The sequence below is a fragment of the Serratia sp. HNCC26DJ244 genome (genome assembly GCF_057180565.1).
This window is the reverse complement of the sequence record NZ_JBXUGO010000038.1, coordinates 1-15,318: the sequence shown is the minus strand read 5'-3', so window position 1 is coordinate 15,318 and position 15,318 is coordinate 1. Positions and strand designations below refer to the sequence as shown.

General features: G+C 43.5%; 17 protein-coding genes and 2 pseudogenes. 9 read left to right on the top strand and 10 right to left on the bottom strand.

Features of this window, described 5'->3' with window-relative positions:
* From AC2A06_RS18150 to AC2A06_RS18130, 5 genes are all read left to right on the top strand, one after another.
* Positions 1-296 (top strand): VapC50 family PIN domain-containing toxin (locus AC2A06_RS18150; RefSeq protein WP_484381206.1); only part of this gene is annotated, 296 nt, incomplete at its 5' end.
* A gap of 84 nt (positions 297-380) precedes the next feature.
* On the top strand, positions 381-638 hold the full coding sequence (locus tag AC2A06_RS18145; protein ID WP_484381205.1) for a hypothetical protein: 258 nt from the start codon (positions 381-383) through the stop codon (positions 636-638).
* Positions 639-1,194: 556 nt separating this feature from the next.
* The gene (locus tag AC2A06_RS18140) at positions 1,195-1,644 is read left to right on the top strand and encodes an NUDIX hydrolase (RefSeq protein WP_484381204.1); all 450 of its coding nucleotides are present in this window, start codon (positions 1,195-1,197) and stop codon (positions 1,642-1,644) included.
* Positions 1,645-2,094: 450 nt separating this feature from the next.
* On the top strand, positions 2,095-2,406 hold the full coding sequence (locus AC2A06_RS18135; RefSeq protein ID WP_484381203.1) for a type II toxin-antitoxin system HigB family toxin: 312 nt from the start codon (positions 2,095-2,097) through the stop codon (positions 2,404-2,406).
* Positions 2,403-2,822, top strand: coding sequence for a helix-turn-helix domain-containing protein (locus AC2A06_RS18130; protein WP_484381202.1), 420 nt, complete (start codon positions 2,403-2,405; stop codon positions 2,820-2,822). The genes AC2A06_RS18135 and AC2A06_RS18130 overlap by 4 nt, the downstream gene beginning before the upstream one ends.
* 739 nt (positions 2,823-3,561) lie before the next feature.
* Here AC2A06_RS18130 and AC2A06_RS18125 read toward each other — a convergent pair.
* Positions 3,562-3,741, bottom strand: a complete 180-nt coding sequence (locus AC2A06_RS18125; protein ID WP_484381201.1) for a host cell division inhibitor Icd-like protein — start codon at positions 3,739-3,741, stop codon at positions 3,562-3,564.
* Positions 3,742-3,936: 195 nt separating this feature from the next.
* Here AC2A06_RS18125 and AC2A06_RS18120 point away from each other — a divergent pair, with 195 nt between their 5' ends.
* Complete coding sequence (locus AC2A06_RS18120) at positions 3,937-4,119, top strand: YlcI/YnfO family protein (RefSeq protein ID WP_023491315.1); 183 nt, start codon at positions 3,937-3,939, stop codon at positions 4,117-4,119.
* 651 nt (positions 4,120-4,770) lie between these two features.
* On the opposite strand, the gene AC2A06_RS18115 is transcribed toward AC2A06_RS18120, so the two are convergent.
* The 5 genes and pseudogenes from AC2A06_RS18115 to AC2A06_RS18095 all read right to left on the bottom strand — a co-directional run.
* The gene (locus tag AC2A06_RS18115; RefSeq protein ID WP_484381200.1) at positions 4,771-5,478 is read right to left on the bottom strand and encodes a hypothetical protein; all 708 of its coding nucleotides are present in this window, start codon (positions 5,476-5,478) and stop codon (positions 4,771-4,773) included.
* Positions 5,475-5,798: pseudogene (locus tag AC2A06_RS18110) on the bottom strand (tyrosine-type recombinase/integrase); the annotation flags it as partial. The gene AC2A06_RS18115 and the pseudogene AC2A06_RS18110, both read right to left, overlap by 4 nt.
* Positions 5,799-6,301: 503 nt before the next feature.
* Positions 6,302-6,988, bottom strand: a complete 687-nt coding sequence (locus AC2A06_RS18105) for a hypothetical protein (protein ID WP_484381199.1) — start codon at positions 6,986-6,988, stop codon at positions 6,302-6,304.
* 273 nt (positions 6,989-7,261) lie between these two features.
* Positions 7,262-7,525: an Ogr/Delta-like zinc finger protein gene (locus AC2A06_RS18100; protein ID WP_484381198.1), complete on the bottom strand. Its 264-nt coding sequence runs from the start codon at positions 7,523-7,525 to the stop codon at positions 7,262-7,264.
* Positions 7,526-7,580: 55 nt separating this feature from the next.
* Positions 7,581-7,787 (bottom strand): annotated as a pseudogene (locus AC2A06_RS18095) (phage portal protein); the annotation flags it as partial.
* Between the two features lie 1,256 nt (positions 7,788-9,043).
* Here AC2A06_RS18095 and AC2A06_RS18090 point away from each other — a divergent pair.
* The 3 genes from AC2A06_RS18090 (at position 9,044) to AC2A06_RS18080 (ending at position 11,549) form a co-directional block, all read left to right on the top strand.
* Positions 9,044-10,360 carry a YecA family protein gene (locus AC2A06_RS18090; protein ID WP_484381197.1) on the top strand — a complete coding sequence of 439 codons (1,317 nt, stop codon included), beginning with the start codon at positions 9,044-9,046 and terminating at the stop codon, positions 10,358-10,360.
* Positions 10,361-10,821: 461 nt separating this feature from the next.
* Positions 10,822-11,133: a type II toxin-antitoxin system HigB family toxin gene (locus AC2A06_RS18085; protein ID WP_484381196.1), complete on the top strand. Its 312-nt coding sequence runs from the start codon at positions 10,822-10,824 to the stop codon at positions 11,131-11,133.
* Positions 11,130-11,549, top strand: coding sequence for a helix-turn-helix domain-containing protein (locus AC2A06_RS18080; protein WP_484381195.1), 420 nt, complete (start codon positions 11,130-11,132; stop codon positions 11,547-11,549). The genes AC2A06_RS18085 and AC2A06_RS18080 overlap by 4 nt, the downstream gene beginning before the upstream one ends.
* A 260-nt stretch (positions 11,550-11,809) precedes the next feature.
* On the opposite strand, the gene AC2A06_RS18075 is transcribed toward AC2A06_RS18080, so the two are convergent.
* From AC2A06_RS18075 to AC2A06_RS18060, 4 genes are all read right to left on the bottom strand, one after another.
* The gene (locus AC2A06_RS18075; protein WP_484381194.1) at positions 11,810-12,115 is read right to left on the bottom strand and encodes a GIY-YIG nuclease family protein; all 306 of its coding nucleotides are present in this window, start codon (positions 12,113-12,115) and stop codon (positions 11,810-11,812) included.
* A gap of 63 nt (positions 12,116-12,178) precedes the next feature.
* Positions 12,179-12,757 (bottom strand): N-acetyltransferase, encoded by a 579-nt coding sequence (locus tag AC2A06_RS18070; protein WP_484381193.1) that lies wholly within the window; start codon positions 12,755-12,757, stop codon positions 12,179-12,181.
* A 31-nt stretch (positions 12,758-12,788) separates the two neighbouring features.
* Complete coding sequence (locus tag AC2A06_RS18065) at positions 12,789-12,944, bottom strand: hypothetical protein (protein ID WP_484381192.1); 156 nt, start codon at positions 12,942-12,944, stop codon at positions 12,789-12,791.
* A 659-nt stretch (positions 12,945-13,603) separates the two neighbouring features.
* A complete protein-coding gene (locus tag AC2A06_RS18060) occupies positions 13,604-15,316 on the bottom strand; it encodes a DNA primase family protein (protein ID WP_484381191.1) in 1,713 nt (570 codons plus the stop codon).
* Positions 15,317-15,318: the final 2 nt, after the last annotated feature.

Here is a 15,318-nt window from a genome sequence, read left to right as displayed (position 1 = left end):
ATCGCCACGTCGTCGCAGCTGCTGTTCGTAGCAATGCTGAAATCATAGTGACGTTTAATCTTAAAGATTTTCCGGCACCGGCACTTGATGCTTTCGATATAGAAGCGTTGCATCCTGATGATTTTGTGATGGATTTGTTCGATTTAAATCGCGCGCTCGTACTCTCGGCAGTAACTATGCAGCGTAGCAATCTGAGGAAGCCGCCAATGTCAGTTGATGACTACTTAGAAGCCTTACTGCGGCAAGGCATGGCGCAAACCGTAAAAGAGTTAAGCAAGTATCGCTTGCTGATCTAGTCCGCTTAGTGGTCGATAAGGCCACTGGCTACGGTTACAGCCGATGAAGTAAGTAGTGAACGACCTCCGGCAACAGCCCCAAAAATGTACAAAAAACAGGCTTGCCGTACAATGATTTTTTATATCCAAACAGACCCCGTTAACGTCGCAGAGTCTGCTTTCGCGACGATTTGTCCGTTACATGAGCGTCAACTCGTAGAGGGTGAATTAATTTGGACGCCTAAGAATAACCCTCCTTCTAGTCAACTTGAATTAGCCGCAATTGCTGCCCGCGACGCTTTAATCAAAGCAGGTTTCAGCGTCGTTTTTGAGCGATTCTCGGGCGGCTGGAAAAGTGCCTAACAAAGCGCTCACTTCGTTCGCTAGGAGGGCGTTCCGCAATCATTAACCCATAGAAATTATAATTTGAAACTTACTAATTTGAGCTAATGGTCGAACTCGGAGTTGTCCCCATACGAGTTAAGCTGAGTATGATTCATTATTACTCAGTTTTAACTCGGTTCTGATACGATATCCAGCATCAGTATGAATCTTTATTTTGGTTTGAGTCGAACTTGATACTTAAAGATCTGGGCTAATATCTGGTTTAGTATGAAACTTTATTACCCTCCCACACCTCTGCGGGTATCACGGGCGGTATTAACATCATATCCAAGTGATGCCCAAGTATCTCTGCAAAACTAGCCATCAACTTTTAGAGAGCCTCTGGCACTCCAACTTCCGCTACTGGCACGAAACAGGCATACTGATGGGCTGTCAGGTCTGCTATAAGCGACAAGCGGAAGTTGAATGTAGTTAAAGCTGCGAGAGAATACCGTTATATTAGGCGATTTTTAATGAAAATTATGTTTATATAACATCAAAAGTTGAAGTTGACATTTTATATATAGGGGGCTTTTTGCGTACTCGACCAGCATCTCGGTTAATAGTTCTTTCACCTGAAAATCACGTCTTGCTCTTTAGTTTCTGCCATAAAGATGATGCGTTGAGTGGAAATGCATACTGGGCAACTCCAGGTGGGGGGCTTGAACACAATGAATCTTACGAGCAGGCTGCTTTGCGCGAATTATTTGAAGAGACAGGGCTGACAAGAACAACAGCAGGGCCGCAGATAGCATCCAGAAACTTTAAAATGATGCTACCAAGCGGTGAAACTGTTCTTGCTGAAGAACGTTTCTTTATTATTAATGCTGATAAATCAGATATTGACCGCTCGAGGTGGACTAGTAACGAAAAGAAAGTTATTCGAGCTTACCACTGGTGGACAATTGAAGAGCTGAAATATACCAATGAAATAATCTTCCCACTCGATCTGATTATTGACATAATTGAAAAAAAGTTAATTTGACCCTCTGCATCGAATTTATTCAAATGACCTTGATCAGGGCGAAAAACGCTCTCTATCATTCTAGGTTCATGAGCGCTAGTCGAAGATGATGTTCAATGAAGTCTGCCTTTCTCCATTGTACAAAGTTCCTGTGCCGCTTTATCATTCACCACTTAAGTCACCACTTTCCATATTTGACCCGCTCCAGCTAATTATTGCAGTGTGAACTTCTGGCTCGAAACGGCCAGACTGATGGGCTATCAGGTCTGCTATGGGCGAGGAGCGGGCATTGCTAACAGCATTCAGTGTGAATCAACAGGGAGCAGGTAATGCCCTCAAGGTCCACTCTGTTCAGGTTAAGTAGGTATTTTGACGAGGTTATGAAATGAAAAGTTATCGTTCACATATTGTAAACGGGAAAGGGCAGTGCTATCGTGTTTACATAATGTAAACGAATAGAATGACCGCAAGATGCACGTAATTTCAAAAGAGCCTTTTGAGGAAGCGGCAAAGCGATATCCCAACGATTCGTTAGCCATTCTAGCGCTGTATCGCTTAGTGCGCGAGACGGATTTCCCTTCTCCAACTGAGATGCGAACTCTGATACCGAGCCTGGATAATTTTAAGTACCGGAACAAATGGTGGGTTTTGGATGTAGGAGGCAATAACTTGAGGGTTATCGCCTATATCAATTTCGTGAATAAGCGCTTCTATGTGAAGCACATCGCAACCCATGCTGATTACGACAAGTTGAGCCGCTATTACAGGGAGAACAAAGAATGATTATCGACACTGCAAAAGCCATTGAAGCAACCAAACAACTCGTTGCTGCTGTCCCCTTCCTGGGGGGCAGTTCGTCCGAGAGCGATTACCGCGAAGCTATGGAGCTGGTGGACTACCTGATCGAGAACGACGACGAGAACCCACTTATTGACTTACTGGCGAGTAAGATTGCCGACTATGAAGATAACAGCCCTCGTTTCGCTGAATTCAACAAAGCTATCGCTGAAATGCCGGTCGGCGTTGCACTGCTGCGTACCCTGATTGACCAGCACAAGCTGTCTTACTCTGATCTCAAAGAGGAAATCGGCTCTAAATCACTGATTAGCCAGATTCTGTCTGGGCAGCGCTCTTTGACCATCACTCACATTAAGGCACTGTCGGCTCGTTTTGGTGTGAAACCAGAATGGTTTTTATAACAAATTAAATTATGTTGAATAGCACCGGTTGTTTGCAGCGGTGCTATTCATTAATGGATTAATATAAACTGAGTATATACCCGTCGCCATTCAACTTGCAGCGGTGTTGGCTTCTCTCAGATACTCGGCTCCTCCTGAGCCTCGCCCCTCACGGGGCCGCTGCAAGCAGCGTTCAAGTCTGCTCCCGGCAGACTTGTCACCCTAGTCACATAGTTATCTATGCCGACTATCACATTAGGCATTCAACAAAAGCACCAGCTCAAGAGCGCCGCAGTATAGGCCAACGATCACTCCTTGGCCCACTCAGTTAATGCGTTCAATCCTTCAGGGCTCCAGTCATCCACTTCATCAGGGCATAAAGTGGCTGTTTGACGCACGTCGGCCCTGAGCAGGCGTATGGCGAGGCTGAAAACTTTCAGGAAACGGAAAGTTGATGCTTGGCCCCGGCCTTTCCTATCCCGACCACCACAGGGGGATATCACCGCTGGTGCCATTTTGGGCTGAGTTTGGCCCCAGCGTGTGACCGGTTGAAGGTTTATATTCCTGCTATTCGTTTGCTGGTTCGCTGCATGTTGTGCATTGTTCCGGCAACATCTCATAGAGCGTGTCTACTCTGTCGAGAAGGATAAATAGTAGTGTTTCCCTTATAGCTTGCTGATTTGAAAATAGGGCGGCGTGGGTCAGTGCCAGGCACTGAAAAGCCACCTCTTGGGCAGTCAGTGGGGTTCTATCGATCAGGTTAGACATGATCACCCCCTTGTACCGGCAGGCGGCCAGCAAACAGCAAGATGTAATCAAGGGTATAGCGGCGGCGGGCTGATTTTTCATCAAACGCGGTTCCCCGCAGCATAATGGGCTTAACTTTCTTCTGGGTGCGGTTGATCGCCGCAAAGATGTAGGTACACTTTGTGGTAGCCATGGCGTTAGTCCTTCTAACGTTGTGGTTAGACGCCTCGGTAGTGGTTCGAAGCACTCTGGGGCGTCGCTATTTTTGCTCTGTAATACATTACAGGTGGCATTCACTACAATATAACTAAGTGAATGCCACTTCAATGTCTGGTAGCATTTATTTTTCCTGTATACTGAATGCCACCTATTGCGAAGAGGTTGACCAATGGCAACGGGTTCACGTAATAACAAGTCACAGCAAATCGTATCAAGGGTTCCTCTTGAATTAATTGATGAACTTGAAAAAGTAAAGGACGAAGGCGAAAGCACCGCAAGTTTTGTCGTAACCTCAATCAGAGGCGAGATCAAACGCAGACAGCGCAAGAAAGGTAAACAAGAACACGACTGATCATCCTTCGATTCAATCCAAAGGACAGCATTTGCTGTGCTGCCTTTTTTTACCTTTAGTGTACGTTCCACCATTCCCCGCGCTTTACCCATACCAGCCGTGATCTGGTAATTATCTTCAATCTGCTGGCGTGATTTTGAGGGTACCCGTTTTGGTGTGCTCAACTTTTCAACTTGCACATGATCGATATCAGAGCAAACAGCAATTCCCTATAGCCGCCTACAACGGGTGTTAGACCTGAACTCATCACAACAACTCACAATCAGCGATACAGATAAGATCCTGCGCGCTCTTGGCAGCAGTCTAGAAAATGAAATGGCAGCTAAAATTGTGGTGCGCTTGAGGAGGGATATCCTTGATTGAGTGCAGGCTGAGGTCATTCACACGCTTGCATTCTATGGTAGGAAGGAGCGTAGTTTTATGTAAAAGATAGGGAAAACTTAAAATGCACCGCCATTTTATCGCCACTTGAAATTCAGCCAATAAAAAAGCCACCTTGAAAGGTGGCTTAATTATATGATTTTACTGCTAAAATTTGTGGATCCTGCTGGGTTTGAACCAGCGACCAATCGATTATGAGAACGGTGTACCACCTATATCAATCAATGGGTTACCATAAATTACAATAACTTAGCCATTGAGTGTTATTGGTTAATCGTGAACTTCTGAGTCTTGGGGGGACGAAAAGGGCTCATTAAAAAGTGTACCACGGAATGTAGGCCAGCCTTGGTTGATAAGCTCAGCGCTATCAGGATGATTTTGGCATGCAAAGCAATACAATACTGCTCGTTCTGTATTCGTTAATTTTACTTCGAGCATTGTTTTATATACTTCAGAGTCATTATCACTTAAATGATCCAATAGTTCTATTATCTTCAATATGACAGGTAACTCTGACTCAAAATCAAGGGATATATCTCTGATAGCACTTTTTGTGATACTTTCTATTTCTAGGTCAATAAATTTGTTGCGCATCAATCTTTCGATTCGACCTTTAATAGTATATGCAAGGGGGGGCATATTACCTTGCGGGATGAATATCTCTGAATCTTTAAGTGATTGTTTAAGTGAGTCGCTTAGCACATTTATTTGGTTAACTATTTTATCATTGTTACTAAACGTCATTAGTGCAGTGTGATTATCATTGGTGGATTTTATACTTTTAATAATAAAAAGAACGCTTACTAGAGATAATAGTGGCCCTACCGTTCCAGCAACATATGCACCAAAGTTTGACCAATCACTGGTTTTTTGTGATACAGGCATGTGATGAAAAACATAAAAATAGTAGCCAAGGCAGAAGGCGGCTAATGCTGTACAAACGAGCAACATATAATTTAATAATTTTTCATTTTTCATCTGTTAAACTCTAACGGGTTATACTTTTTAGCTTCCTCAAGATGATCTGGCGCAAAGTGCGCATAACGCATAGTCATCTTGATATCGGTATGACCGAGTATACGTTGTAAAACTAAAATTTTTCCACCGTTCATCATAAAATGTGAAGCAAATGTATGGCGTAGAACGTGTGATAGCTGGCCGTCAGGTAGCGCGATTTCAGAACGTTGCACCGCTTTTCTGAATGCTGAATAGCAAGAAGAAAACACCGGCCCTGCATGCTTGGGTATTGGCAGTGAGTTATAAAATTCGTCACTTATCGGGACCGTTCTGTTTTTCTTGGAGTTCTGTCAATAACTGTACCCGCTGCCGACAGCACGGCCCAGGGTTCGGGGTTGGATGGTACCCGAACAGGTGACGGTACCACACCAAAACCGCTTAATTTTGACCAGATGAGCAAGCGAGAACGGCGGGATCTGCATGACAGGTTGCGGAATATGACCAAAAGGAGACGGTCACCACCACCGCAAGAGAGTAAACCGTACCTTGTTACCCCTGAAATGGCCGCAGGACTGGGCCACTTAGGCGGTAAAGTGCTCGCGTTCCTCCAGTCGATTGGTATTGAGCCAACACCGTGGGAGTTAAACGCCTTGTTATCTGGGGGAGCGGTGAACTTTGGGGCGGGGCATACTTTTAGGTTGGAGGGGGGACGGTTATTGCCGATAGGATAATATGTATTAGTTACCCTCCCCATATTTTAGCAAGGGGAGGGTAATTTGTTATTAGAAACAAGGATGATTGCAGCACTGATGTGGATAACTCATTGTCTATGTGGAGTTTTAAATCAAAGATAGGTCTCTATAATTTTATGCTCACCACTGGTTATTCTCATCCATTTTTTTGTAAGAGTGATATCTCGAAAGCCTTTATCAAAAGTAAACTTTTCGTGAGCTTTATTATTAATATCACATGGGCCAAAGCAGATTCTAAACTCTTGCTGATAATCATAACCATCTGCCTTACAGGCTCTATTCCACTCAGTCCATGATGATAAATATTTGACGCGGTGAAATTCTATTTTTTTATCGGTGTTTATGCTTTGAACTCTTAGTATAAAATCATTGACTTTATCAATGGGGATAAAGGCAAGGTGTTCGCCTGCTTCGCTTTTCATTCTTTCTATATTTCTTTTTTGAACAGTTAGCTCTTCGATGGTATTAGGTTGCCTGAGTTCGAACCAACAGTGCATCCATGTGTCAAAGTCATTCTCTTGTTTAGTGGTTATACTTTTTATTGCTTCTGAAGGTATAACCATTGATTCGCTAAAGTGTTCATCTTCGGAAAACTCCATCATCGGTCGTATTGGATGGATTTTCTCTCTAAAGGAGTAATTGCAACTTTCATTTCTATCACCTACACCTGGTTGAGAAGTGGTTCGATAATATTCAGCGGTATTACAATATAATAAACCATTCAGGAAATCATCTCGGTATTTGTCACGATGAAAAAATTTAATTAAGCCTAATGTCATTTTATTACCTCGTTCAAATTGATATGGGTACCTTTAAAACGTCAAGGTTAACGTCGTCTCTACTGATACGGTCATTTACTTGCAATGCGAATTAATCAGGATGAGGGTGCAGGGTATCACGAGGGGTTTAATACGTCAATAAAAATAGACCAATTATTACATTATACATGATTTTCGTCGACATGCGCCACTTTTTTTTTGCATTTTTTGCTATTTTTCCATGGTTCCCTTGTCACCCCTCCCTGCTGTCGCCGGGGAGGGGCTAGTAACTAATCAAGCATTCCCCTGCAACAAATCCAGCGCATACTGACGTTCGTCAGGTTTGAGGCGCTCCAACGAAGCTTTAACCAGCTTATTGCCCGTCAGCCCGCTGGGGCTGAGTGTGTGCGAGTATGTGGCGTTAAAAACAAAGGTGTGGCCGCATTCCACTTCGGAACAGGCACAGTAAAGGTCCGCCAGTTGCTTACTCCTCCACTCAGTCTTACGGATAATGGCCAGAGCGCTACACTCCGGGCAATTGATTTTGAATAGGCGCATGTTAACTCTCCCGCATGCCAGCGCTAGCAATTGGGTGATTCTAACGTATTTACGGTCATTTTTTGCCCTTATCTGAGCTATTGTCCGCGCTATCGAGGTCAAATTGCAGGTGTAAATGTGCCGGTATCTCTGAGTCACTATTGATACCGGCCATAAATTTGCGTTGCAGCGGGATCACCTCATCCTTACGGTAGGTATCACGGGCGGTTTCAGGGTTTCCCATTATCGCCCCATTGGTGGGAATAATACCCGTCAGGCCAGCCGCGACGGTCATATTGTAAGGGGGCAGCAATTTTGCCAACACGCTGACTTTACGTTCTGAAGAAATATGTTTCACTTGTCACTCCATCGCCCTCTGGATCTATGTTTAGAAAGGGGGGGAACAACTATGCTGACACTGAGGGGGCAGAAGGGCGTGAGATAGCCAATAAGAGGCAGAAACAGAGGCTGACGTAGCAACCAAACCTAGGGCTTTTGGGGCCCAAAAAATAAATGGGGGGACGAAAAGGGGACAGTGACCCAAAAGCCAATAAAAAAGCCACCGCTTAGGGTGGCTTAATTATATGATTTTACTACTAAAATTTGGTGGCCCTGCTGTATCTGATTTGGTGTGGCAATTGATTGTTTTTAAATGATTTTATTTTTAACTATCAATCTTCGTATGCCTATTTGTATGCCTATTTCTTGTTATCAAACTTCGTTTTGCCGAAAAATTATGAGAGGTCGGGTAATTCGAATACAAGCGATATATTCAGATATATGGCCGCTTTACACTTTTGCTTTCCATGTTTGAAAAATATAGGGTTTTCTAACATCAACCGGAAGGATTGTTGCCCATATCATCATAGGCTAAAGTCAGTAATGACGTGGGTTCCGAGTAGGGCAAAAGCTCAAAAGTGAACAGGGCAAGTAGGGCGATAAACTTGACACTTTGTGCGCACTTTGTGCGCAAGAACTGGGGGATTACGGTGGTTGGTCTGTATAACACTGTATGCCCAATAGTGATGGAAACCCGCCAAAAGCTGATACCACAAAGGATAGGGGATTGTTGCTCCCTTCAGGGGGAGGGCCGAAAAAGAGTTAACCTGTATTTTTTTATGCCCGTTTGATACTTTCCCAGCAGATTAAGGTGCATTAGCATCGACTTGGCTAAGCCTCGATTAAATTTGGTAGTCGGCTAAGAGATCGTGCTTAGTTCAACTATAGGGAAGGGGCATGTTTTGGGCTGGGGCATCCCATAGTTAACATGTTCTATAAAGATAAAAATTTCACAAAAATTCTTTCGTGGCTCTAGCTGCTGTTTAATCATGTTCCTAATGTTGAATTAAAGCGTTATCATGTTGTAATTTTGTTCTTTTGCAAAGGTGTACAATGCTGAAGGTAATTAATAAGGGACAGGGTTTTAATAAAGCCGAAAAAAGATTAATAGAGCTAGCAAATAATGCATTCATAGGTTTATGGTCTTATCCTAATGTTTATAGCGATGAAGGATATTCTAAAAACAAATCCGGAAAATAAGTGTGTGATTTATTAGTTGTTTTTGAGAATGATGTAATAATATTCTCTGACAAGGACATTAAGTTTCATGAAGGAATCGATATATCTGTCGCATGGAAAAGATGGTTTAAAAAATCGGTAACTGAATCTGCCATTCAATTATATGGCGCAGAGAAATTTTTAAAAGAAAATAATGGGCGATTATTTTTAGATAAGGATTGTAATCATCCTTTTCCAATAGAAATTTGTAAAGATATGCGTTTTTTTCTGGTCGCAGTAACGAGTAATAGCTTAACGCAGGCATCTAAATACTTTGGACGCATAGCCCAAGGTAGTTCTGGTACATTTATAAATATTTTTCCATTTGAGCTAGAGGATAGCCTAGATAACCCTTTTTCCATTGGAGACATTTATCCGGAAAAAACATTTATTCATGTGTTAGATGAGTTATCTTTAAAGCTTTTACTAACAGAATTGGATACGATTACTGACTTTATTGCTTACTTAAAAGAGAAAGAACGAGTTGTTCGTTCTGGCTATTTGCACTTCAGCCCCGGAGAAGATGATACCTTGGGTGCTTACTTGAGCGGACATGGGGTAATCGTCGATGAAAAGGTGATTCCAGATAATACACTTGTTCAAATAGCAGAACATGAATGGGAAGGACTGAAAAGATCCCCTGATTATAACTACTATGAGGCTTTAAAAAAAGGCAGTAATTTTTGGGATCAAACAATACAACGCTTTTCCGACTCGATTTTAACTGCGACAGTAGGTTTGGGAATGGAAAATGATTTTCTTAGTCATGAGGAAACAGTAAGACAACTAGCTGCAGAAAATAGAATGTCGAGATACTATCTCTCCCAATGTTTTTTAGAAAAGCTTAAACAAGTGCCGACAGATAGAAGAAGTTCTAGAATGATCTCATCAATTGATGAGGAAGATAAATATTATATATTTCTGTTTTTCCCACGTGGTAAATTTTCATCATATGAAGAATACAGAACGGAACGTTTTTCTTGTGCTAAAATGTATGCCTTGGCAGCAAAGTACAAATATAGTAAAATTAAAAAAGTAATAATTATTGCAACGGAAACTAAAGGCTCTGAAAGTCGCTCTGAAGATGTTGTCTATTTTAGATTTGATAAGCCATTAACAAAAGATGAGCGAAAATTAGCTAAAGTAGCCATGAAGGAGTATCGTGTTTTTACTGATTTCATTCCTAATCCAATATTTAATGTGCCTTCATCCCCCGTAGTTAAGAATGAGAAAAAGATGGGAAAAAATGATCCTTGCTATTGTGGCTCTGGTAAAAAATTCAAAAAATCTCATGGATAGATGTGAGTCAATAAATTGATGAAGACCAGTGGTAGCGAACCGTTGATTCACTAACAGTTTGTTCTTTAAGGCCATACCCCGTAAAATAATGTTCTGTATCGCCATCATAGGTAATCTCGCCATTTTTAACGGCAGTGATAAGTAGAATCAGTTTACGCGATGTATGTGCTTCATCGGTGTAAAGCTGACTAGTTCACCACGATGCTCGCAATGTCAGCTTTTGGCACGAAATGGATAGACTGTTGGGCTATCAGGTCTGCTATGGGCGAGAAGCGGACATTTCTAACAGCATTCAGTGTGAATCAACAGGGAACTGGTCATGCCCTCAAGGTTCACTTTGTTCAGGTTAATTAGGTATTTTGGCGAGGTTATGAAATGAAAGGTTATCGTTCACATATTGTAAACGGCAAAGGGCAGTGCTATCATGTTCACATAATGTAAACAAATAGAACGACCGCAAGATGCACGTAATTTCAAAAGAGCCTTTTGAGGAAGCTGCAAAGCGATATCCCAACGATTCGTTAGCCATTCGGGCGCTCTACCGCTTAGTGCGCGAGACGGATTTCCCTTCTCCAACTGAGATGCGAACCCTGATACCGAGCTTGGATAATTTTAAGTACCGGAGCAAATGGTGGGTTTTGGATGTAGGAGGCAATAACTTGAGGGTTATCGCCTATATCAATTTCGTGAATAAGCGCTTCTATGTGAAGCATATCGCAACCCATGCTGATTACGACAAATTGAGCCGCTATTACAGGGAGAACAAAGAATGATTACCGACACTGCAAAAGCCATTGAAGCAACCAAACAACTCGTAGCTGCTGTTCCCTTCCTGGGGGGCAGTTCGTCCGAGAGCGATTACCGCGAAGCTATGGAGCTGGTGGACTACCTGATCGAGAACGACGACGAGAACCCACTTATTGACTTCCTGGCGAGTAAGATTACCGACTATGAAGATAACAGCCCTCGTTTCGCTGAATTCAACAAAGCTATCGCTGAAATGCCGGTCGGCGTTGCACTGCTGCGTACCCTGATTGACCAGTACAAGCTGTCTTACTCTGATCTTAAAGAGGAGATCGGTTCTAAATCACTGGTTAGCCAGATTCTGTCTGGTCAGCGCTCTTTGACCATCACTCACATTAAGGCACTGTCGGCTCGTTTTGGTGTGAAACCAGAATGGTTTTTATAACAAATTAAATTATGTTGAATAGCACCGGTTGTTTGCAGCGGTGCTATTCATTAATAGATTAATATAAACTGAGTATATACACGAACATGAGTGTGGAAAGTTAAAGTAACAGTGAAGATAAGGTTGAGAAGCCAAGTGTTTTGGGAGCATTGCATGGTGGATTAAGAACTAAATTATTTAATAAAATATACTTCTACGTCTTGCGGCCTTGCCAGGATAGTTGCTCATGAACCTGTATTCTGGGCTTACATACAGTAAATTTATCGTTTTTCTGGGGACGTTTTTCTACATGTTTGATTGTAACCAATTTCAGGATGGTTGGATTTAAATAGCTGTATGAATTCAATTTCTTTTTTATCAACTGCGCTTTTGTCATCAGATTCAAAAATAATTTCCTTGCGCAGAGAAAAATCACTTAACTGTTCTTTAGTAAAATCATTTTCCACAAGGCTGTTATTCCATGAACCAAAATAACGCAGGGAGTGGCCTCCCTTACCAACATCTTTCCCTATATATATCTTTCCATTGGGAAAGGTTATCTTATAGACGATATACTTAAAATGCATATCCCCCCCAAAATAAGGCCATCACACACTCCCCCCCTCTGGCAGGATAGTTGTCACCCTAATTTAATCTGAAAGTAGCGTAAAGAGGTCTATGAACATAATAGGATGTTCAGCCTTTCTGTTTTCCTCTGTATCGAGCAGTTCCATACCTTTCTTATGATAAAAATCTAAAGCATCTCGTTTGGCGTCAGTTATCAAAAACCTACAACCTACCATAGGACGGATATCATCTAGTGACATTGATAAAGCAAAGCCAAAAAGCATACCGCCAATCCCTAGCCCACGGCTTGTTGCGTCAACAGCTAAACGTGCAATTTTGACAGCTGGGAGAAACTCATATCTTTCTGCTCGCGCACAGTCCCCCAAGTCATACTCACTCAAGTTTACTTGACTACAGGTCAGGGTTATGTAACCCAATATCTGATAAGGATATAAATCGAGGTCATCATCTTTGTTTGATCGCTCATTGTCATCTATGACTACATAGGTTTGAGCTATGCATCCATCTTGAAACAGTAGAGCGTCTTTCTGGAGAAACGTCTTCAACGGCTGAAATTGTTCCGCACCGCTTTTAAAACGCTTATGATTGTGGAATTGATTAAGAGGGATTATTTGAAGGTCAGGCTGCACTGCATCATCCATATTGCTAACAACCTGCCCTAAATTTTAATTATCAGCGTTTAGCCATTTTAGAACGTAAAGCGCGAGCTTCCTGCAACGAGCGCTTAGCATTCTCGTTAGGTTTAGAATTGCTCATTTGTTTGAGCATCTGTTCGGCATCTTTACCCGACAGGATAGTACGGCCAAACATGCTACTTGTAATCGCCACATGTACCTCCTCGTTTCGGTTATGTGAATTTATATCTACTACGCTTGGAGTAATATTACGCTATTACTGACGGATACGTCAACCTGATATCTGGATAAAACGTGAGCACCACCTTAATCCGGCTTCACCCCATAATATATTTAAAATCAGCATATTAAAAAAATCCTCTTATTGTGGTAGGTGAAAGGTTAACCAACATTATCTCTTTACCGCTCATGGGTTCATACAAGCCGTATGATGATGCTTGCTCGTAGACCGTCTGGCGACTAACGCCGCAGTGTTTGGCATAGGCCGTTTTGTTCATCAGCATGGTGTTTTCCTTCTGCTTATAGGGGGTGATTGTCGTTATTGCCCAAGAATTCGGTTTGGGTCTGGTTGTTACAAAAGGGGTTCCCCCCCCTTCAAAAGTTTTAGCCCCTTTAACTGTTCACTGTGTTCACGTTGGCCTGTAACCCTTGCCACTCTTGACTTTATAGGGTGAACACCACTGTTCACGACTCGTCACTACTGTTCACTTTTTTAGGGTAGGGATGAATAGTTGTGAACAGTGAGTGAACAGTTAAACAAGAACTGTTCACTAGGTTATTTATTGATAAAAAAGAGAATTATTAAAAAGTGAACAGTAGTGAACAGTTTTAACCAAAAACTATTCTTAGGGGTTATATTACGGAAGGTATCGAGGGTGTCGCGGGAAGCCAATCTTCCGCACTCTCAGCCAGATCCATATTGTACCGCCAACCAGTATTCGTCTTGGCACGCTTGTACTTTGCCCCGTATTCCGCCATCACCTTGGGGAAATCCTTGCCGAATCGGGTCAGGGTTAACGGGCGTTCAAAACCGTGCGCTTCCATGTAAGACAGATAAGCGTGATACAGGTAGGTTCTTGGCGCTCTCGGTACGATGTTTTTGTTACCCATCATCATTCCCACCGCCTCGGCGAGGGTAACGATATGCCGACAAAATCCGTAAAGCGGATCGGAATTGCATTTGACGGTCATCGCCTCAAGTGAATTCCGCTGCGCTATCAGTAGCGCTTTCGCTTTGTTCTGGTCGGCAAAGGTCACTAGCAACCGGCGGATTATCACCGGCAACTCATGGGCGATTTTTTGCGGTAGGTCTGGATCCTTATCCCGTTCCTCAACCGGAATATCAAACGGGAAAATAACCCGCCGCCTGGCTACCCCGCCGTTACGTTCTGTAAAGGTCATGGGTTCATTATTGGTGGCCAGTACCACCGCATGCAGAACGGTCGTGAACTGCTTTTCATACTTCCCATCAATCTCCACCGGGTCGCCGCCGGTTATCGCTTTGATGCCCGTTCCCTCGCCACTGTATTTGGGTTGGTCAGGGAGAATGATCAGGCTTTTGCCGACGAATTGCGCCCGGCCTCTTGCCTCATCCAGTGCCTTCATGTTGCCGCTTGCGGTGTTGTGTTCGCCAGCCAGTAAAGAGGCAATGGCTGTAAAGACACTTTTCCCGCTGCCCCCTTCACCCGTCACCTCAATAAACATCTGCCAGTCGTAGCGCTTTGCCAGCACCATAAACAGCACCGCACAGATACGTTGCATCTTCAGTGCATCACGCCCGGCGGCATGGCTTAACCATTTATGAAAGTGGGGGGCGTTATCCCGCAGGTTCTCACCGGAGGTAGGGGCAGTAAACAGGATGTTGTTGTGGTTCATCAGCCAGTTGTCGGGGTTATGCGCGGAGAATGCCCCACTAGACAGATCATAAACCCCATTAGAGAATCCAATTAGCCCGGAGGGTTGCTGACCAACAATGGGGATTTCTAGCTTCATGGCTTCAACGGCATTGTTAACCCCATTAGTGCTGTAGTTAACATCATTTTCTCTGTAAATCGCCGCCATTTCACGCCGCAATTCGCTATCCGGTACTTTTTGCCAGATTGCGCCATTGTAGGTAAACACGCTTTCACTTTCAGGATGAACGGCTATTTGCCCGTAGCGTGTTGCCAACAGCCGCCCCCGCTGGCTTGCCGCCATGTGAGACAAATCCCCATCAACAGTTCTGTTGGGGTGAATAGTCCCCGTCTGGCCGTGTTTGGCTTCGTCCCTGAGCCGCTTTAGCTGACCAGTCCAATTTTCTAGCACGTCGTAGGCTTCGGAATGAAAAAAGGCTTCATTGACGCCAGCTAGTGCCAGCTTGGTGGCAATGGCCGTAATAGCCGATTGGCTTACCTCGCCAGCACGGTACACACGCACACAGCGCCGCCCTGCATCCACAATATGTAACTGATCGATCTCGGCCAGTTGCTTTTTATCCAACACCACGGGCGGTACCGTATCTTTGGCTGGATTACCCGCTTGCCAGTTTTTCGCATGGATCCAGGCATCCGCTCCGGCAAAAATAATGT